This is a genomic window from Amycolatopsis ultiminotia (genome assembly GCF_039536925.1).
Lineage (GTDB): Bacteria > Actinomycetota > Actinomycetes > Mycobacteriales > Pseudonocardiaceae > Amycolatopsis > Amycolatopsis ultiminotia.
In genome coordinates this window covers 61,875-80,159 of the sequence record NZ_BAAAZN010000007.1, presented here as the reverse complement: position 1 = coordinate 80,159, position 18,285 = coordinate 61,875, and the positions used below count along the sequence as shown (strand labels likewise).

17 protein-coding genes are annotated in these 18,285 nt (G+C 71.1%); 9 read left to right on the top strand and 8 right to left on the bottom strand.

Annotated features, from left to right (window positions below; genetic code table 11):
- The first annotated feature begins 702 nt into the window (after positions 1-702).
- The 3 genes from ABD793_RS17615 to ABD793_RS17605 all read left to right on the top strand — a co-directional run bounded on the left by ABD793_RS17615 (position 703) and on the right by ABD793_RS17605 (position 3,744).
- A complete protein-coding gene (locus ABD793_RS17615) occupies positions 703-2,154 on the top strand; it encodes an MFS transporter (protein WP_344861190.1) in 1,452 nt (483 codons plus the stop codon).
- Positions 2,155-2,335: 181 nt separating this feature from the next.
- Positions 2,336-3,526 (top strand): cytochrome P450, encoded by a 1,191-nt coding sequence (locus ABD793_RS17610; RefSeq protein WP_344861188.1) that lies wholly within the window; start codon positions 2,336-2,338, stop codon positions 3,524-3,526.
- Positions 3,527-3,528: 2 nt separating this feature from the next.
- Positions 3,529-3,744 (top strand): ferredoxin, encoded by a 216-nt coding sequence (locus ABD793_RS17605; protein WP_344861186.1) that lies wholly within the window; start codon positions 3,529-3,531, stop codon positions 3,742-3,744.
- 89 nt (positions 3,745-3,833) lie between these two features.
- Here ABD793_RS17605 and mtnA read toward each other — a convergent pair whose 3' ends face one another.
- Positions 3,834-4,799, bottom strand: a complete 966-nt coding sequence (gene mtnA, locus ABD793_RS17600) for an S-methyl-5-thioribose-1-phosphate isomerase (protein WP_344861184.1) — start codon at positions 4,797-4,799, stop codon at positions 3,834-3,836.
- 119 nt (positions 4,800-4,918) lie between these two features.
- Between mtnA and ABD793_RS17595 the strand changes: the two genes are divergently transcribed.
- Positions 4,919-5,092 (top strand): hypothetical protein, encoded by a 174-nt coding sequence (locus tag ABD793_RS17595; protein WP_344861182.1) that lies wholly within the window; start codon positions 4,919-4,921, stop codon positions 5,090-5,092.
- Between the two features lie 423 nt (positions 5,093-5,515).
- On the opposite strand, the gene ABD793_RS17590 is transcribed toward ABD793_RS17595, so the two are convergent.
- The 4 genes from ABD793_RS17590 to ABD793_RS17575 form a co-directional block, all read right to left on the bottom strand.
- Positions 5,516-6,310: a PIG-L family deacetylase gene (locus ABD793_RS17590; RefSeq protein ID WP_344861180.1), complete on the bottom strand. Its 795-nt coding sequence runs from the start codon at positions 6,308-6,310 to the stop codon at positions 5,516-5,518.
- Between the two features lie 250 nt (positions 6,311-6,560).
- Positions 6,561-8,147 (bottom strand): hypothetical protein, encoded by a 1,587-nt coding sequence (locus ABD793_RS17585; RefSeq protein WP_344861178.1) that lies wholly within the window; start codon positions 8,145-8,147, stop codon positions 6,561-6,563.
- A complete protein-coding gene (locus ABD793_RS17580) occupies positions 8,123-8,893 on the bottom strand; it encodes an ABC transporter ATP-binding protein (RefSeq protein WP_344861176.1) in 771 nt (256 codons plus the stop codon). Before ABD793_RS17580 ends, ABD793_RS17585 begins: the two co-directional genes overlap by 25 nt.
- A 51-nt stretch (positions 8,894-8,944) precedes the next feature.
- Positions 8,945-9,508, bottom strand: coding sequence for an ester cyclase (locus tag ABD793_RS17575; protein WP_344861174.1), 564 nt, complete (start codon positions 9,506-9,508; stop codon positions 8,945-8,947).
- Between the two features lie 74 nt (positions 9,509-9,582).
- Here ABD793_RS17575 and ABD793_RS17570 point away from each other — a divergent pair, with 74 nt between their 5' ends.
- Positions 9,583-10,239 carry a TetR/AcrR family transcriptional regulator C-terminal domain-containing protein gene (locus ABD793_RS17570; protein ID WP_344861172.1) on the top strand — a complete coding sequence of 219 codons (657 nt, stop codon included), beginning with the start codon at positions 9,583-9,585 and terminating at the stop codon, positions 10,237-10,239.
- Positions 10,240-10,244: 5 nt separating this feature from the next.
- Here ABD793_RS17570 and ABD793_RS17565 read toward each other — a convergent pair whose 3' ends face one another.
- Both ABD793_RS17565 and araD read right to left on the bottom strand, forming a co-directional pair.
- The gene (locus tag ABD793_RS17565; protein ID WP_344861170.1) at positions 10,245-12,017 is read right to left on the bottom strand and encodes a VanW family protein; all 1,773 of its coding nucleotides are present in this window, start codon (positions 12,015-12,017) and stop codon (positions 10,245-10,247) included.
- 92 nt (positions 12,018-12,109) lie between these two features.
- Positions 12,110-13,828 carry an L-arabinonate dehydratase gene (araD, locus tag ABD793_RS17560; RefSeq protein ID WP_344861769.1) on the bottom strand — a complete coding sequence of 573 codons (1,719 nt, stop codon included), beginning with the start codon at positions 13,826-13,828 and terminating at the stop codon, positions 12,110-12,112.
- A 134-nt stretch (positions 13,829-13,962) separates the two neighbouring features.
- Between araD and ABD793_RS17555 the strand changes: the two genes are divergently transcribed.
- From ABD793_RS17555 to ABD793_RS17545, 3 genes are read left to right on the top strand one after another with little or no spacing between them, the layout of a single operon-like run.
- The gene (locus ABD793_RS17555) at positions 13,963-14,628 is read left to right on the top strand and encodes a GntR family transcriptional regulator (RefSeq protein ID WP_344861168.1); all 666 of its coding nucleotides are present in this window, start codon (positions 13,963-13,965) and stop codon (positions 14,626-14,628) included.
- Position 14,629: 1 nt separating this feature from the next.
- Positions 14,630-15,133: a metallophosphoesterase family protein gene (locus tag ABD793_RS17550; RefSeq protein ID WP_344861166.1), complete on the top strand. Its 504-nt coding sequence runs from the start codon at positions 14,630-14,632 to the stop codon at positions 15,131-15,133.
- Positions 15,134-15,151: 18 nt separating this feature from the next.
- Positions 15,152-16,138, top strand: coding sequence for a PHP domain-containing protein (locus ABD793_RS17545; protein WP_344861164.1), 987 nt, complete (start codon positions 15,152-15,154; stop codon positions 16,136-16,138).
- A 39-nt stretch (positions 16,139-16,177) separates the two neighbouring features.
- Here the strand turns inward: ABD793_RS17545 and ABD793_RS17540 are convergent, their stop codons facing one another.
- The gene (locus ABD793_RS17540; protein ID WP_344861162.1) at positions 16,178-17,242 is read right to left on the bottom strand and encodes an aldo/keto reductase; all 1,065 of its coding nucleotides are present in this window, start codon (positions 17,240-17,242) and stop codon (positions 16,178-16,180) included.
- Between the two features lie 118 nt (positions 17,243-17,360).
- Between ABD793_RS17540 and ABD793_RS17535 the strand changes: the two genes are divergently transcribed.
- The gene (locus ABD793_RS17535; protein WP_344861160.1) at positions 17,361-18,191 is read left to right on the top strand and encodes a helix-turn-helix transcriptional regulator; all 831 of its coding nucleotides are present in this window, start codon (positions 17,361-17,363) and stop codon (positions 18,189-18,191) included.
- Positions 18,192-18,285: the final 94 nt, after the last annotated feature.

Here is an 18,285-nt window from a genome sequence, read left to right as displayed (position 1 = left end):
GCAAACGTCCGCCGAACCGGCCCGTTGCGCAGGTAGGTGTGTGGCTTGGCCGCCTGGCGACGTTGGGAGTCGGGTGGCCTGGGTGGTTTGGTTGCCTGGCGACGTTGGGAGTCGGGTGGCCTGGGTGGTTTGGTTGCCTGGATATGCCTGTGCCCCAGCCGCTTCGCGACTTCGGCAGCCCGGTGACCTCGGCGACCTGTCTGCGCCGTTGCTCCGGCGACCTGGCTGACCTGCACCGTGCTCGGCCGCTCGCGGCCCGATCCGATCCAGCCCGAGCCGCCCGATTCGCCCCAACTCGCCCCAACCCAACCCAACTCGCCCCACCCGGCCCAACCCAACCCGGCCCAACCCGGCCCAGCCCGGCCCGGCCCAACCCAACCCGGCCCAGCCCGGCCCAGCCCGGCCCGGCCCGGCCCAACCCAACCCGGCCCAGCCCGGCCCAGCTCAACCCGGCCCACCCGGCCCGGCCCAACCCGGCTCGGCCCAACTCGCCCCAACCCGGCCCGCCCGGCCCAGCCCAACTCGCCCCACCCGGCCCGGCCCAACTCGCCCCAACCCGATCCAGCCCAGCCCAACCCGCCTCAGTGCAAGCCTCCCCGTCTGTTTGAGGTGGCCTTTATGTGTCCTCCTGTCCGATACCGGTAGACTCTTGTTAAGTCAGGTGATTGAATCACGCTGACGTGCTGGCGAGGAGGGTGTCGAATGTCTGCTGTCGCCGAAGTGCGGTCCGGCCGGGGTGGGGTGATCGTGGCGGTGCTGGCGCTGGCCGGGGTGGTCGTCTCGTTGATGCAGACGCTGATCATCCCGCTCGTGCCGAAACTGCCGTCGTTGCTGCACGCGTCCGCGGCGGACGCTGCCTGGGCGGTCACCGCGACGTTGCTGGCCGCGGCGGTGGCGACGCCTACGGTCGGGCGGCTCGGTGACATGTACGGCAAGCGGCGGATGTTGCTGGTGAGCGTGCTGATGCTGATCGCGGGGTCGGTGATCGGGGCGACCAGCGACAGTCTGGTGCCGATGATCACCGGACGCGCGTTGCAGGGGCTTTCGGCCGGTGTGATCGCGCTGGGGATCAGCATCATGCGCGACGAGCTCCCGGCCGAGCGGCTCGGCGCGGCCACCGCGCTGATGAGCGCCTCCCTCGGGATCGGTGGTGCGCTGGGGCTTCCGCTGGCGGCGTTGCTGGCCGAGCGTGCCGACTGGCACCTGCTCTTCTGGACCTCGGCGGTACTGGGCGCGGTGGTACTGGTGCTGGTGTGGGTGCTGGTGCCGGAATCGCGGGTCCGCGCGGGCGGCCGGTTCGACTTCGTCGGCGCGGCGGGACTGTCCGTGGTGCTGGTGGCGTTGCTGCTGGCGGTGTCGAAGGGCTCGGACTGGGGCTGGGGCAGCGGGCTGACGCTCGGGCTGGTGGCAGGCGCGGTCGTGGTCGCGCTGGTCTGGGGCCGGTGGGAGCTGCGCACCCGACGGCCGCTGGTGGACCTGCGGGTCACCGCCCGGCGGCAGGTGCTGCTGACCAACGTCGCCTCCGCGGTGTTCGGGTTCGCGATGTTCGCCATGTCGCTGGTGCTGCCCCAGCTGTTGCAGCTGCCTGCGGAAACCGGGTACGGGCTCGGGCAGTCGCTGCTCGTGGTCGGCCTGGTGATGGCGCCGAGCGGGCTGGTGATGATGGCGGTCGCCCCGGTCTCGGCCCGGATTTCCGCGGCCCGTGGACCGAAGGTGACCCTGATGGCCGGCGCGCTGGTGGTCGCCGTCGGCTACGCGTTGGCGATCGTGCTGATGTCCGCGGTGTGGCAGCTGGTGCTCACCTCGTGCGTGATCAGCGCGGGCATCGGACTGGCCTACGGTGCGATGCCGGCGCTGGTGATGGGTGCGGTGCCGGTGTCCGAAACCGCCGCGGCCAACAGCCTGAACACCCTGATGCGCTCGATCGGCACCTCGGTCTCCAGTGCGGCGGCCGGGGTGATCCTCGCCCGGCTGACCACCTCGGCCGGTCCGGTGCAGTTGCCGTCGCAGGATGCGTTCCGGGTGGTGCTGGCGATCGGTTCGGCGGCGGCGATCGTGGCACTGTGTGTCGCAGCGTTCATCCCCGGCCGGTCGCCTGCCGGTCCGGACGACCGGGTGAAGCCCGAGCCGGTGAGCCGGATCCCCAGCGCCTGACCGGCACCGCGGTCCGCCTGGGTGCACTGTGGATGGATCACGTCCGGTCACCGGATTGGTCGCAGCGGGTGGTCGGCCGGGGCAGGACTGGACAACCGTGCCGTCTGGGGAGTATCACCGGAGTAAGCATGTAAGCAGGTGCTTACACACCGGACTGTCCAGGAGATCGGGAGCTGCCCGCATGACCACCACGCACACCGAGCCGCTCGCCTACCCGTTCAACGAGGAGGAGGGGCTCGCCCTCAACGAGGCGTATGCGGCGGCCCGCGAGGCCGAGGGCATGATCCGCGTCCGCATGCGGCACGGGGAGCCCGCCTGGCTCGCCACGCGCTACGCCGACGCCCGGCTCGTGCTCGGCGACCGGCGCTTCTCGCGGGCGATGTCGCTGGAGAAGGACGAGCCGCGGATGTCCGAGTTCCGTCGCAACGGGGGCATCCTGACCATGGACCCACCCGATCACACCCGGCTGCGCACGCTCGTGGCGAAGGCGTTCACCATGCGCCGCGTCGAGCTGCTCCGGCCGCGGGTGGCCGAGCTGGCGGACGAGTTCATCGGGGACCTCAAGCGCCATGGGCAGCCAGCGGACCTGGTCGACCTGTACGCCTTGCCGATCCCGGTCGCGGTGATCTGCGAGCTGCTCGGCGTCCCGGTGGCGGACCGGCCGAAGTTCCGGGCGTGGAGTGACGCCTCCCTGTCCACCAGCGGGCTCACCGCGCAGGAGTCCGAGCGCAACCGCGAGGAGCTGCGCGAGTACATGGCAGGCCTGATCGCCGAGCACCGCGCCGAACCCCGCGACGACCTGATGACCGCGCTGATCGAGGCACGCGACGTGCGGGACCGGCTCACCGAACTGGAGCTGGTGGACCTGTGCGTCGGCATCCTGGTGGCCGGGCACGAGACCACCGCGAGCCAGATCCCGAACTTCGTCTACGCCCTGCTCGACCAGCACGAGCAGTGGGAACGGCTGTGCGCGGACCCGTCGTTGATCCCGGCCGCGGTGGAGGAGCTGCTGCGCTTCGTGCCGCTCGGCGCCGGCGCCGGGTTCGCCCGCTACGCCACCGAAGACGTGCAGGTCGGCGACGTGCTGGTGAGGGCGGGCGAGCCGGTGCTCGTTGCGGTCGGCGCGGCCAACCGCGACCGGCTGCAGTTCGGCGAGCCGGACCGGATCGTGCTCGATCGCGAGGACAGCCACCACCTCGGGTTCGGCCACGGCGTGCACCACTGCCTCGGCGCCCCGCTCGCCCGGCTCGAACTGCAGGAGGCGCTCAAGGCGCTCACCCGCGAGCTGCCCGGCCTGCACCTGGCGGGCGATATCGTGTGGAAGACGCAGATGCTGGTCCGCGGACCACGCGCGATGCCGATCGGATGGTGACGATGAGCTGGCAGGTCGAGGTCGATCAACACACCTGTATCGGGTCGGGGATGTGCGCATCCCTGATGCCCGAAGTGTTCGAATTGGACGGTGCGGTCGCCCGCCCGCTCGCGGACGAGGTGGAGCCGGACGAGACGGTGCTCGACGCCGCCGATTCGTGCCCGGCGATGGCAATCACGGTCACCGACGGTTCCGAGGTGGTCGGGCCACGCCCCTGAGCGTTCCAGGCGCCGGACCGGGTGCCGCGCTGCGGTGCCCGGCTCGGCGCCGGCCGGAATACCTTGGTGGGCAAGGCAACTGTGGTGCATCACCGCGCCAGCACACCGTGTTCGGTGACCACCGCGGTGATCAGCTCGGCAGGGGTGACGTCGAACGCCGGATTGAACGCGGGCGCGCCTGCCGGGGCCACCGGCCGCCCGTGGAGTTCGGTGAGTTCGGTGGCAGAGCGTTCTTCGATCACGATGCCCGCGCCGGTCGCGATGCTCTCGTCCACAGTGGACTCCGGGGCGACGACCACGAACGGCACCCGGTGGTGTGCCGCAGCGAGCGCGAGACCGTAGGTGCCGATCTTGTTGGCGACGTCACCGTTGGCAGCGATGCGGTCGGCACCGACGAGGACGCAGTCGACGAGCCCGCGTGCCATTGCGAAGGCGGCCGCACCGTCGGCCTGCACCCGGTAGGGCACCCCGGCCATCGCCAGTTCCCACGCGGTGAGCCGGGAACCCTGCAGCAGCGGCCGGGTTTCGTTCACCAGCACCGATTCCACGAGACCCCGTTCGCGCAGGTGCCACACGACGCCGAGTGCGGTGCCCCAGGCGACTGCGGCGAGGTGGCCGGTGTTGCAGTGGCTCAGCAATCGCAGCGGACGGCGGGCACACGAGCGCAGCACCACCTCCGCCGCGTGCCCGGAAGCGGTGCGGCAGATCCGTTCGTCCTCGTCGAGCATCGCCTGCCCGAGTGCCAGTACGGCTTCCGGGCCCGCGTCGAGCCTGCCGAGCGCCTGCGTGACGCCCCAGCGGAGGTTGACCGCGGTCGGCCGGGCGGCGGCGACGCGTTCGGCCTCGGCCCGGACGTCCCCGCCCGCGAACGCCGCCAGCGCGACACCCAGTGCTCCTGCGGCGCCCAGCGCGGGTGCACCGCGCACCGCGAGCCGCCGGATCGCGTCGACCAGCTCGTCCACCGTGCGCAGCCGGCACGTGCGGTACCGTCCGGGCAGCGCGACCTGGTCGATGATCACGACCGCGCCGTCCGCCCAGTCCACTGTCCGGTCCATCCGCCCTCCCGCTGCGATAACCGCCGGCCCCCGCGTGGTGCGGGCGCCATGATGCGGCCGGTGACCATTGAACGGCAGAATCCGCCCGCCCTGCACCCCGCTACCCCCACGTGACCACCGTGTCCGCGCGGACGGCCGTGCACCTCGCCGGCCAGTGCCCGCTGGACCTGGCCCGGTTCACCACCTCGGGACTGCAAACGGCCTTCCGCACGGCGAGCACACTGGCGGGCGTGACCTGCCTCGGCTACCCGGACCAGCCAGCGGAGCTGGACGTGACCGCTGCCGTGTCGTAGCCGGGCTCGCCGTTACGGCGGCGCAGCCGGACGTGACCGTTGTGATGGCGCAGTCGGACTGGGTCGTCGTGGTGGCGGACCGGCGCGGCCGCTGCGACGGCGTCGCCGCCCCCAGAGCGACTCCGCCTCTGAGACTCTGCCCCCCGAGCGACTCTTCCTCCGGTGCGACTCCGCGTCCGGTGCGACTCTGCCCCCGAGCGACTCCGCCTCCGGTGGGACTCTGCCCATCGAGCGTCGCCGCTCGCCCTCGGGTGAACTCCGTGTCAGGCCCGCTCTCGAGTGACTCTGCGCCATGGCTGGGTCCGTCCGCTGCTTTGGCGTGGCCGGAGGTGATCGTTGCGCGTGGTGTCGCCGCTGGTCGCCTCCGTGCCGTGGCCGGGTTCGGCCGGTGCGGTGTCTTGGGTGGATTTGACCGCGATCGGCTCACAGCCCGGCCATCAGGTCCTTCTCGGTGATTCCCGGGCCGTGGCCCGGCCGGAGGAACCATTCGGTGCCGAACATCCGGCGGAATCCTTCCTCCGGCATCGTGAGGAAGAAGGTGTCCTCGCTGATCTGGCTGGGGTGCGCGCGCATCGCGGCGCGTTTCGCGCTGAGATACGGCGTGACGTCCACCGCGGCGGTGATCTCCGATTCGGGGGTGCCCATCGGATCCGCCGCGTCCGGATCGGGGAGGGCCTCACGCGGGATCAGGTCGTCCTGCACGGCCTGGCGGAGCCCGCGGCGCAGCTGGTCGCGGTTGGTGGTGGCCTGGTAGACGCGCGGCGTGCCGGCCAGTTCGGCGGCCCGCATGCCGACCCGGTGCACCTGGATGTGGTCGGGATGGCCGTAGTTGCCGTGGTCGTCGTAGACGGTGACCACGTCGGCGGACTCCTCGCGCAGGATCTCCGCCAGCCGGGCCGCGGCCTCCTCGACCGGGGCGGTCCAGAACGTGCCGGGCTCGTCGTTCGTGGCCTCGCCCATCATCCCGGAATCCCGGTAGCCCAGGAACTCCACCCGCGCCACGCCGAGCGCCTCGCCCGCCGCCCGGACCTCGTGCACCCGGCGTTCCCAGAGCTGTTCGCCCTCCGCGAGGAAACCCTCCGGTACCTCGCCCAGCTCGCCGCGCGTGGCCACCACGAGCACCACCCGATGGCCCTCGTCGGCCGCCTTGCGCATCACGCCGCCGGTGAGGATACACTCGTCGTCCGGGTGGGCGTGGAACGTCACCAATGTCGCCATTACTCGAACCTACCGCTGCCCACCGACAAAACCAGTCGCTCGGCGCCGCTGCCCGAAGTGGTGCACGACGTCGCTCGGGCACGGCACGCGTGCCAGGTGGCAGCCGCCGGGGCATGGTCGTCCTTCCCGGAAACGGCTTGTCCTGACCCGGTGGTCGGGAGCGCCGACGCCGAGCCGGGCACAGCAGTCCGGAAAAACTTCGCCGTCGTCCGAGCAACGGCGGAGCCGAGACGGGCGGGCGGGGCTTGCCTCAGCGTTCCTTGCCGACCGTCGCCAGCAGCTCCGGGCCGTGCGTCGCGAGGCGGCGCTGCGCGATCGTGCCCCACCACCAGGCCAGGCCGATGCCGGTGGCGATCCCGGCCGGAACGCCGAGCCACTGCAGCACCGGCAGGTCCGCGAGCGCGCCCGCGACGCACAGCGCCAGCACCGGCAGCGCGCCGACGACGAGCAGCAGCATGGTGGCGAACATCAGCAGCACCCGGGTGCAGCCGGGGCGTCCGCCGGACGACCACGGGCTTCCGTTGCGCCGCTGGTCGGGCAGCGGGAACGCGAGGAACACCGACTGCAGCATGAGCAGCCCGGCCCCGGCGCCCAGCAGCGCGGGCAGGAGACCGAACAGCCACGGGTACGCCCAGGCCCGGCCCAGCGGACCGGGCAGCGCCGCGGTGAGCACCAGTGCGATCGGTGTGACGAGCACCAGCCACGCGAGCTGCCTGCCCCGCACGTCGGCACGCGTGGCGCCGGGCACCACGAGCGTGTGCCACAGTGCGCTGCCGTCGAGCCCGTACAGATTTCCCGCCTGCAGGCACGCGAAAACCACCACCGCCACGCCGAAGTACGGCAGTAGCACCGACTTTCCGCCGGACAGCGTGGGCACGACGGTGACCACGACCCCGATCAGCAACGTCGAGAGCAGCGCGACCCGCCGCCGGGCGTCGCGCCACCAGGTGTGCAATTCCTTGCGTGCCACGGCTCCCACCGGAGTCTGCGGCAGCAGGCCACGGCGTGTGCGCCGGTCTGCGGACTTCGTGCGGGTGCGCGAGGCGCCTTGGAACGAGGGCGTGCTCACCTGTCGTGCGAGCAGTGCACCCCACGCGGCCACCAGCACCGCGAGCACCGCGAGCATGGCCACGAACAGCCCACCGACGGTGCCCCACGCGCCGTCTCCGGCCGCGTGCACGGCGAGCGTGCCCCAGCCCGAGGGCAGCACGTGCACCACGTTCACGAATCCGGGCAGTCTGCCGTTCACGATCGCCGGCCCGAGGCTGTTGATCGCGTAGTTCACCAGCACCCCGGACAACCCGGTGAGCGCGACCAGGACGATGCCGAGTTCCTTGCCCTTGCGGGAGGTCAGCAGCGCGCCGAGCGCGGCGATCACCACGCGGTAGAGCAGCACCACGAAAGCCAGCTGCAGCACCGTGAACACCAGCCCGACGAACGCCGCGCCGGCACCGAGCCGGAGGCCGTAGGCGAACAGGCCGAAGAACGCCAGCAGGCTGATCAGTGCGGTCACGCCGACGAAACTCGCCGCCAGCAGGCCGATCGCGAGCCGTCGCCGGGGGATCGGCAGCAGCGCGAAGTGTTCCGGCCGCAGGGTGTCGTCACCGCCGCCGGTCGCGATCGGCGCCAGGATCCAGCCCGCGGCCCACACCGCGTACACCGAGGTGAGCAGGTCGACGGTGATCCGCGCCTGCGGCACCGGGAACACCGCGATGCCGATCGTGAACGCGGCTCCCAGCAGGCCGAACAAGCCGCCGACGACCATGCCGGCGATCTGCCGCCCGTGCAGCGAATTGCGCAGTACGCGCAGTTTCAGTCGGACGAGGACGCCAACCACGACAATCCCTCCGTCCCACCGGTCCGTCCGCCGACGATGTGCACGAAAGCCTCTTCCAGACTGCCCTGGCCGCGCACGTCGGCCACCGCGCCCGCGGCCATCACCCGGCCGTGGGTGATCACCGCGACGTGGCTGCACAGCTGCTCGACCAGTGCCATCACGTGACTCGACAGCACCACCGCGCCGCCGGAGGAGACGAACCGCTGCAGGATCGTGCGGATGGTGGAGGCGGACACCGGGTCCACCGCTTCGAACGGTTCGTCGAGCACCAGCAGCCGGGGCCCGTGCAGCAGTGCCATCGCGAGGCCGATCTTCTTGCGCATGCCCGCGGAGTAGTCGATCACCAGGGTGCGTTCGGCGCCGGTCAGCTCCAGCACACCCAGCAGCTCCTGGGTGCGTTCGGCGACCGTGTCCGGGGCGAGACCGCGCAGCTGTCCCATGTAGGTCAGCAGTTCCCGGCCGGTCAGCCGTTCCGGAATGGACAGTCCGTCGGGCAGCACGCCGATCAGGCTCTTCGCCCGTTCCGGCTCGCGCCACACGTCGACGCCGAACACCCGCGCCTGCCCCGCGTCCGGCCGCAGCAGGCCGACCGCCATGGACAGCGAGGTCGTCTTGCCGGCGCCGTTCGGCCCGACCAGGCCGAAGAACGATCCGCGGGGCACCTCCAGCTGGACGTTGTCCACCGCGACGGTGGTCCCGAATCGTTTCGTGAGCCCGTAGAGCCCCATTGCCGCGTCGTCGGCCACCAGCTACCCCCTTCTCCGTGCGCTGGGGGCCGACCCTACCGTCCGCCTCGGTCAGGCTCGTTCGGGTAGATCCGGCGGGCTGGTGCGGGTCAGCCGCGGGTCGGGATCGCTGCTCATGGCGAGCAGCCCGCGGACCGCTTTGGCCAGTTTCGGCCAGGTGCGCGGATCGCGCAGGTTCAGTCCGCCGATCAGCTGCCGGAGCATGCTCAGCGTGTCGAAGTAGACCCGTTCGCAGACCAGGTTCTCCTGGTCGTCGAAGACGAAGTAGGCGGTCATCCGGACCCGGAAGCGCTGTCCGGTCGGCGGGATCCGGCCGAGCGGGCCGAGGTGCGTGCCCAGCAGCCAGAACTCCACGATGACCGCGTCCGCACTGTGCCGCAGCGCGATGATCTCGTGGTCCTGGTCGGGGAACGCCAGCCGGGTTTCGTCGTAGTACCCGCGCACCGCCGCGTCCCCGTCGTGCACCGTCATCGTCGGCACGATTTCGTAGTGCGGGTGCGGGAAGGTGGCCAGCACGTCGTCCCAGTCCTGCCGGACCTCGTCGTGGAAGTGGTCGAGCACGACCTTCTGCCGGGCGCTGAGCACCTCGGCGTCCGGAATGGCGAACTGGTTCACAGGGGCTCCCGGCGGCTAGGGTGGGTTTCCAGGCAATTTAATCCACGACGTGGGTTTTCAGCAAGGTGGTGACGATGGCGGAACGGGGGAGACCACGCAAGGGGGCCGCCCGGCTTTCGCCGGAGTCGATCCGGGCGGCTGCGCTGGCGGTGACCGACGCCGAAGGCGTGGCGGCGATCAGCATGCGGGCGGTCGCGCGCAGGCTCGGCGTCGACGCGAAAAGCCTCTACAACCACGTCGACGGCAAGGACGGCCTGCTCGACGCGGTCGCCGAGCACGTGCTGGCCGGGATCGTGCTGCCGGATCCCACCGGTTCGCTCGAGGACGACCTGCACGCCGTCGCCCACGCGTTCCGGCGTGCCGCGCTCGCTCATCCGCAGGCGGCCACCCTGGTGCTCACCCGGCAGCTGCCGTCCCCGGCGGCGCTCGCGCCGGTCGGTGCGGTGCTTTCGGTGCTGTGCGCGGCGGGTGCGTCGCCGGAGGAAGCGGTGCACCTGCTGCGCGCGCTGCTGGCGTTGGTCGTCGGCACGTTGCTGCGCGAGACGGGCGCCGGCCCGGCGTTCGGTGCCGGTGACACCGACGCCGTCGCACACCGCCAGGCGGAACTGGAGCAGAGCGGGCTGAGCGCAACCGCGCCGTTCCTCGCCCGGTGCGATCACGAGGCGGAATTCGCCTTCACCGTGGACTTCGCCGTGGCGGCGGTCGCGGCCCGGTTGCGCCGGGACCGCTGAGCAGCTCAGTCGCAGACGATCTTCGGCTGCGGGTTGTAGCGGACCGTGCGGGTGTCCCGGGAAACCTCGCGGCCGCTGGCGGCATCGCGCAGGATCCGGGTGTCGCTGGTGGTGAAGCCTTCCGCGCCCGCCGAGGGGTGACAGTTCTCCGCCGGGCCCGGTTTGGTCGGCGCCGGTTTCCGGCCGGTGCGCCCGCCGGTCACCGATTCCACCGTGTAACGCTTGGTACCCCACAGTTTCACGGTGATCGACGACGGTGTCCAGATCGTCTGGATCGCGATCCCGTGGCCGGAGTCGTTGGTGAACTTCAGGTCGATCACACTGGAGCCGTTGGGGTTCTGGAACACGGTGGCCTCGCGCGCGGGCGGGTACCGGCTGATGTAGTAGCTGTGTTCCCGGTGCCCGGCGTCCTTCACCCCGGCGAAGTAGGCCGCGTTGTACAAGGTGGTCGCGAACTGCGAGATGCCGCCGCCGACCTCGCGGGCCGGTGCGCCGTTCTCGATCACGCCCGCTTCCACGTAGCCCTGCGCCGTTCCGCGTGGCCCGGTGAATCCGTTGAGGCTGAAGGTTTCCCCCGGTTTCACGATGGCGCCGTTGACCTTGTCCGCGACCACCCGGATGTTGGCCCCGGAATCGGCGGCGAACCCGCGCGTGCTGAACTCGCCGACGACCTCCTGCACCCCGAGCTGGTTCGCCTGCTCGGTGGTGACCTTCGCGGGTGTCTTCCGGTAATGCGCCTTCAGCTCCCGCTCGCCGGTCTGCTTGAGCGTGTCCGGCAGTGGTTTGAGGCTCTGGTCCCAGTCCACCGCGCTGCCGTCGGTCGAGGGTTCGACCACCGGTTTGCCGCCGGCGAACTCGATGCTCGCGTCCTTGCCCTCCTGCTCGGTGGATTTCAGCTGGGGGCCCAGCGCATCGGTGATCTTCTTCGGGTCGAGCTTCGGGGTGAGACCACCGCCGTCGGCAGGCACGAAGGTGAGTGCCGCGGCGATGTCGGCAGGCTGCAGCGTGGCGTCCTTGCCTTCGCCCTTGACCGTCACCGGACCGGAGACGGCCGGCCGGGCGAAGTCCGCCAGCGCCGCCTGCACACCCTTTGCGGTGGTGGACACCGGTGCGGGCACGACCGGCAGCGAGAGCGCCTGATCCTTCGCCCAGCCGGTCAGTACTGCCTTCCGTGCCGCTTCGAGGTCGAGTTTCTGGCCTGCCTTCGGTTCCACCGCGACCGGGGTGGTGCCGTCGAACCGCACGGTGCCCTCCACCGGCGCACGGTCGACGCGGCCGCGCAGGTCCTCCAGCGCGGCACCGAGCTTGGCGTCCTCGGCGAGCGACACCACGCCGATCTCCTGGCTGGAGAAGAACGACGCGAGCCGGGTGAACGGGTTCAGCGGCTGGTCGCCTGCCTGCTCCAGGGTCGCGCTCCAGTCGAGCCGCAGCCCGGCCGCCTCCGGCGACAGGGTGGTGCGTGCCTCGCCCGCGGTGACCGTGACCGGCTGCGCGAGCCGCGGTTCGATGCTGCCGCGCAGCTCGCGTTCGGCCACCGGCGTCTCCAGCCCGCCGACGTCGACGCCGGCCACCACGACTCCGCGCGGCACCCGGCCCTGGCTGGTCAGCAGGTCGATCAGATAGGCCACGACCAGTACCGCGAGCACGCCGCCGGAGATCCAGCCTGCCCGGCGCAGCCCACGGCGCCGGGCCGGCCGCTCCGGCTCGCCCGGGGGCACGACCGGCAGGATGTCGGTCTGCTCGCCGTGGGATTCCGGCCAGCGCGGTTCGTACGCCACCTTGTTCGACCCTCCACTCGCTGGGTGCCGATGCACAGCGTACGGGCAGAGCCGGACATGCCGGACTACTGCCCCCAGCCGACACAAACCGGTCAGCGCGCGTCGGGCTCCGCGGTGCCACCCGCGCGGGCGAGGAAGTCGAAGTCGCAACCCTCGTCGGCCTGGGTGATGTGCGCGGAGTAGAGCGCACCGTAGCCGCGTTCGAACCGCGGCGGGGGAGCGGTCCAGGCGGCCCGCCGGTCCGCCAGTTCGGCGTCGTCCACCTCCAGCCGCAGGGTGCGGCCGGGGACGTCGAGCGTGACCGGATCGCCGTCGCGGACCAGTGCGAGCGGACCGCCGACGTGCGATTCCGGTGCCACGTGCAGGACGCAGGCGCCGTAGCTGGTGCCGCTCATCCGGGCGTCGGAGATCCGCACCATGTCACGCACTCCCTCGGCGAGCAGGTACTTCGGGATCGGCAGCATGCCGTACTCCGGCATCCCCGGCCCGCCGAGCGGTCCGGAGCCACGCAGTACGAGCACCGAATCCGCGGTGATGCCCAGTGCCGGGTCGTCGATGCGGGCCTGCAGGTCGCGGTAGTCGTCGAACACCACGGCCGGGCCGGTGTGCGTGAGCAGCCGAGATTCCGCCGCGATGTGCTTGATCACCGCGCCGCCGGGCGCGAGGTTGCCGCGCAGCACGGCCACGCCGCCTTCGGCGGCCACCGGGTTGCCGCGCGGGCGGATCACATCGTCGTCGTGCACCCGCGCCCCGGCCAGCGACTCCGCGAGCGGCCGTCCGGTGACCGTGATCCGGTCCGGATGCAGCAGGTCGGTCAGCCGGGACAGCAGTCCCGGCAGGCCCCCGGCGTAGTAGAAGTCCTCCATCAGCCAGTCCCCGCCGGGCCGGATGTTCGCCAGTACGGGCACCTGGCGGGCGATCGCGTCGAAGTCCGCGAGCGACAGGGAGATGCCGCTGCGTCCGGCCATCGCGATCAGGTGGATGACCGCGTTGGTCGAGCCGCCGAGCGCGAGCACGGTGGTGATCGCGTCGGCGTAGGCACGCTCGTCGAGGATCTTCGTGATCGTCAGGTCCTCCCACACCATGTCCACGATCCGCGCCCCGCTGGCCGCAGCCATCCGGTGGTGCGCGGAGTCGACCGCCGGGATCGACGCGGCACCGGGCAGGGTCACGCCCAGCACCTCGGCCGCCGAGGTCATGGTGGACGCGGTGCCCATCGTCATGCAGTGCCCGGGGGAGCGGGCCAGCCCGCGTTCCAGTTCGGACAGCTCCTGGTCACCGATCCGGCCTGCCCGCCGTTCGTCCCAGTACTTCCACATGTCGGTGCCGCTGCCGAGCACCTCGCCGCGCCAGTGCCCGCGCAGCATCGGCCCGGCAGGCACGAAGATCGACGGCAGGCCCGCGCTCGCCGCGCCCATCAGCAGCGCCGGCGTCGTCTTGTCGCAGCCGCCCATCAGCACCGCGCCGTCGACCGGGTAGGACCGCAGCAGCTCCTCGGTCTCCATCGCGAGCAGATTGCGGTACAGCATGGGCGTGGGCTTCTGGTAGGTCTCCGAGAGCGTCGCCACCGGGAACTCCAGCGGGAACCCGCCTGCCTGCCACACACCGCGCTTGACCTGTTCGGCGCGCTCACGCAGGTGCATGTGACACGGGTTGATGTCGCTCCAGGTGTTGAGGATGCCGATCACCGGCTTGCCGAGGTGTTCGTCGGCCGCATAGCCCAGCTGGCGCGCGCGGGCGCGGTGGCTGAAGTTCCGCAGTTCTCCGCCGCCGAACCAGCGGTGGCTGCGCAGGTCCTCGGGTGCCTTCATGACCACCTCGCCTTTCGTCCCGGTCGCCGCATACGGCATCTGATATATGATTGCATTTCCGCTGTACCGCCGAGCGCCGGGCATCCGCCTGGTTGAATGAACGCGCACGCGTGCGCGAGAGCCAGGAGTGTCCGATGCCGTCGACGTTCAGCCTCCCCGCCTCCCGCACCGAGGTGGTGCTGGCGGAGATCCGCCGTGGCATCCTCACCCGCGAGCTGCGGCCCGGCCAGCAGCTGGTGGAAGCCGAGCTGGCGGCCCGGCTGGGGGTGTCGAAGACCCCGGTGCGCGAGGCGCTCAAAGTGCTGTCGAACACCGGGCTGGTCACCTTCAGCCCGTACAAGGGCGCGTCGGTGTGCGTGGTCGACGCCGAACTGGCGCGGTCGGTCTACGACGTGCGCATGGTGCTGGAGCCGGAGGCGCTGCGCCGGGCGGTGCTGGCACAGGATCCGGCGCTGTCCGAGGACGCGGCCGGCGCGCTGCAGGAGGCGTCCGCCGCACTGGCCGATTCCGACCACGCCACGCTGAGCCTGCTGAACCGGCGGTTCCACCGTGCGCTCTACGCCGGTTGCGGCAACCCGCTGATGGTGTCCATGCTGGACGATCTGCGGGACCGGGCGGCGCTGATCACCGTGGTCGGCTGGGATTCCAGCCCGAGCTGGCGTACCGAGTGGAGCGAGCACAAGGCGGTGCTCGCCGCGGCAGGCAAGGGCGACGCGGACGGCGCGGCCGCGTTGCTGCGCGACCACATCGCGGGGTTCCTTGACCGGGTGCTCGCGGCGATCGGAGAACAGGAGGGCTGACGTGCGCTTGCTGCTCGTCGCGGACACGCACCTGCCGAAGCGGGCGAAGGAGCTGCCCGAACCGGTGTGGGACGAGGTGGCGAGAGCGGACGTCGTGGTGCACGCGGGCGACTGGGTCGACCTCGGCACCTTCGACGCCCTCGCGGCAGGCAGCAAACGGCTGGTCGGTGTGTACGGCAACAACGACGGCCCGGAGCTGCGGGAGTGGCTTCCCGAGGTCGAGCGGGTGACGCTCGGCGGCGTCCGGCTGGCCGTGGTGCACGAAACCGGCGACGCGAAGGGCCGGGAGTCCCGGTGCGAGCAGCAGTACCCGGACGCCGACGTGCTCGTCTTCGGGCACAGCCACATCCCGTGGGATTCGGTGACGCCGGGCGGGTTGCGGCTGCTCAACCCCGGTTCGCCCACCGACCGGCGCCGGCAGCCGTTCTGCACCTACCAGACTGCGGAGATCGTGGACGGCCGTCTCGAGGACGTCGAGCTGCACGAGCTGCCGCTTCGCAGTTGAGCGAGTACACAGGTGGTCATGGATCCGGCACGCGCTTTGCGTGACATCGCTTTCCGGCTCGAACGCTCGGGAGAGCCGACCTATCGGGTGCGCGCGTTCCGTCAAGCGGCCGCAGTCGTCGACGGTCTGTCCTCGAAAGAGCTGGAGTCCCGTGTACAGGCGGGTACCTTGCAAGCGCTCAAAGGCATCGGCAAAGCAACCGCGGGTGTGATCGAGGATGCGCTACAGGGGCGTACGCCTGCGTACGCGGCGAAGCTGGACGAAGCAGCGTTGCCGGACGGCGGTCCGTTGCGTGCCGCGCTTCGCGGGGATTGCCACACACACTCCGAATGGTCCGACGGCGGAAGCCCGATCCGCGAAATGGCTGAAGCGGCACGTTCGCTGGGGCACGAATGGATTGTGCTCACCGATCATTCACCGCGCCTGACGGTGGCCCGCGGATTGTCCGCCGAGCGGCTGCGGGACCAGATGATCGAGGTGGCGCAAGTGAACGAGGCCCTCGCGCCGTTCCGCGTGCTGCACGGGATCGAGGTGGACATCCTCGACGACGGCGCGCTCGACCAGACCGAAGAACTGTTGGCCCAGCTCGATTTCGTGGTGGCCAGCGTGCATTCGAAACTGCGCATGCCGGCACCGGAGATGACCCCGCGGCTGCTCGCCGCCGTCGCGAACCCGCACGTGCGCGTGCTGGGCCACTGCACCGGCAGGCTGGTCGGCGGGCGCGGCAGGCCGGAGTCGGAATTCGACGCGGAAAAGGTGTTCACCGCCTGCCGCGAGCACGGCGTGGCGGTGGAGATCAACGCCCGCCCGGAGCGGCTCGACCCGCCGATGCGGTTGCTGCGCCGGGCCGCGGCACTGGGTTGCGATTTCGCCATCGACAGCGACGCGCACGCACCCGGACAGCTGGATTGGCAGGTCTACGGCTGTGTACGCGCACACGAAGCCGGGCTCGGCCCGGACCGGATCGTGAACACCCGGTCGGCGGAGGCGGTGCTCGCGGGCTGACGACGTGCGCCGAGGGCGGTGACGCCCTCGGCGCCGGGATCAACGGCGGGCCCGGATCTTCAGGTCGCCGCTGGTCTCGCTGCGGATGTGGTCGCTGGCGAGCAGATCGTGCGGGTTGCCGAGGGAGATCGCGCTGACCTCGGCAAGGCGGGCCAGCCGGCCGTCGGTGAGGTCGAGCTCCAGCGCGCCCAGGTTGTTCTCCAGCTGCGCCGGGGTGCGGGCGCCGATGATCGACGCCGTGACGGCCGGGTTCTGCAGGGTCCAGGCCAGCGCGACCTGTGCGGGCGGGCGGTCCAGCTCGGCGGCGACCTCCCGCACGACCTCGGCGATGGCGAGGCTCCGTTCGGTGAGCCAGCCCAGGGCCAGATTGGCGTCCTTGCGCCGGCCGGCCCCGGCCGCGGCGCCCGTCGTGGTCAGGTCGGCCCTGCGGTACTTGCCGCTGAGTACCCCGCCTGCCAGCGGCGAGTACGGCACCACCCCCAGCCCCATCTCGCGGGCCATCGGGATCAGATCGCGTTCCCCGGTGCGCTCGGCCAGGTTGTACTCGATCTCCAGCGCGATCAGCGGAGACCAGCCACGCAGTTCGGCGATCGCCTGCATGCGCGACACCTGCCAGGCGGGCACGTTGGACATCGCCACGTACAGGACCTTGCCCTGGCGGACCAGATCGTCCAGCCCGCGCAGAACCTCCTCGACCGGTGTCGTGTCATCCCACACGTGCAGGTAGAGCAGATCGAGATAGTCGGTGTTCAGCCGGCGCAGGCTGGACTCCACCGAGGAGAACATGCTCTTGCGGTGCGCTCCCCCGGAGTTCGGGTCGCCGGAGCGGCGCAGTGTCGTGTACTTCGTCGCCAGCACCAGGCTTTCCCGGTTGTCGCGGGTGAATTCGCCCAGCATGCGCTCGGCGCTGCCGTTGGTGTAGGTCGGCGCGGTGTCGATGAAATTGCCGCCACGCTCGACGTAGCGGTCGAACAGCTTGCGCGCGTCGTCCTGTTCGGCGCCCCAGCCCCACTCGGTGCCGAAGGTCGCGGTGCCCAGCGCCAGCGGGGAGACGCGCAGCCCGGAGCGGCCCAGCAGCCGGTAGGTGTCGAGGGTCAGGGACATCGTTTTCCTCCTGTGCCGGTGATCGGTCGGGACCGAGTCTGTGCCGGACGCGAACAGCGGGTAAGGGAGCGATCTTCCTGGGAATGCCACTCCTACCCTGCCGCTACACTCGGCCGCGATGACCCGCACTGTCGACACCGCCCAGGAGCTGGCCGCGTTCCTGCGGACCCGGCGCGAACGCCTTGATCCACAGGATTTCGGCCTGCCCGTGCGCCGGCAGTCCCGGCGCACCCCGGGACTGCGCCGCGAGGAGGTCGCCGAACTGGCCGGGGTCAGCATCGACTACATCGTGCGGCTGGAACAGGCCCGCGGGCTGCGGCCGTCGGCAGACGTGGTGGAGGCGCTGGCCGGGGCGCTTCGCCTCGATCCCGGCGAGCGCGCCTATCTGTTCGACCTGGCCGCACAGCGCCCCCGGACCGCAGGAAAGGCCGCCACCGTGGCCGCGCCTTCGCTGGTCCGGCTGGTCGACGACCTGTCGCCGCTGCCGGTGATGCTGATGAACCACCGTTACGACATCCTGGCCTGGAACCGGGAAATGGCCAACCTGCTGGTGGATTTCGGCACTCTGCCGCCGCCGCAGCGCAATTCCATGTGGCTGTGCCTGCGGCACCCGCAGATCCGGGAACGCTACGTGGACCGCGAACTCGTCGTGCGGGAGGGGATCGCGCACCTGCGCGCCGCGTGGGCCGCGCATCCCGACGATCGGCTGCTGGCCGAACTCATCGCCGAATTCACCAGTGGTGACGAGGAATTCGCGCGATTGTGGGCCGAGCGGGACGTCAAGGTCACCGGCCGCGGGCGCAAGGTGATGCGGCATCCGGAGGCCGGGCCGCTCGTTCTGCAGTACGAAACACTCGCCCCGCTCGAGGATCCGGACCAGCTGCTGGTGATCAACCGCGCCGCGGACGAGGAGAGCCAGTCGGCACTGGACCGGCTGAACGCACGCTGAGGCCGTTCGGGCATCGGCGGGTCAGTGCCGGGGAGACGGCGGGCCGCGAGCGGTTCCGCCGGGTGGCGGGGGAGACGGCGCGAGCGGTTCCGCC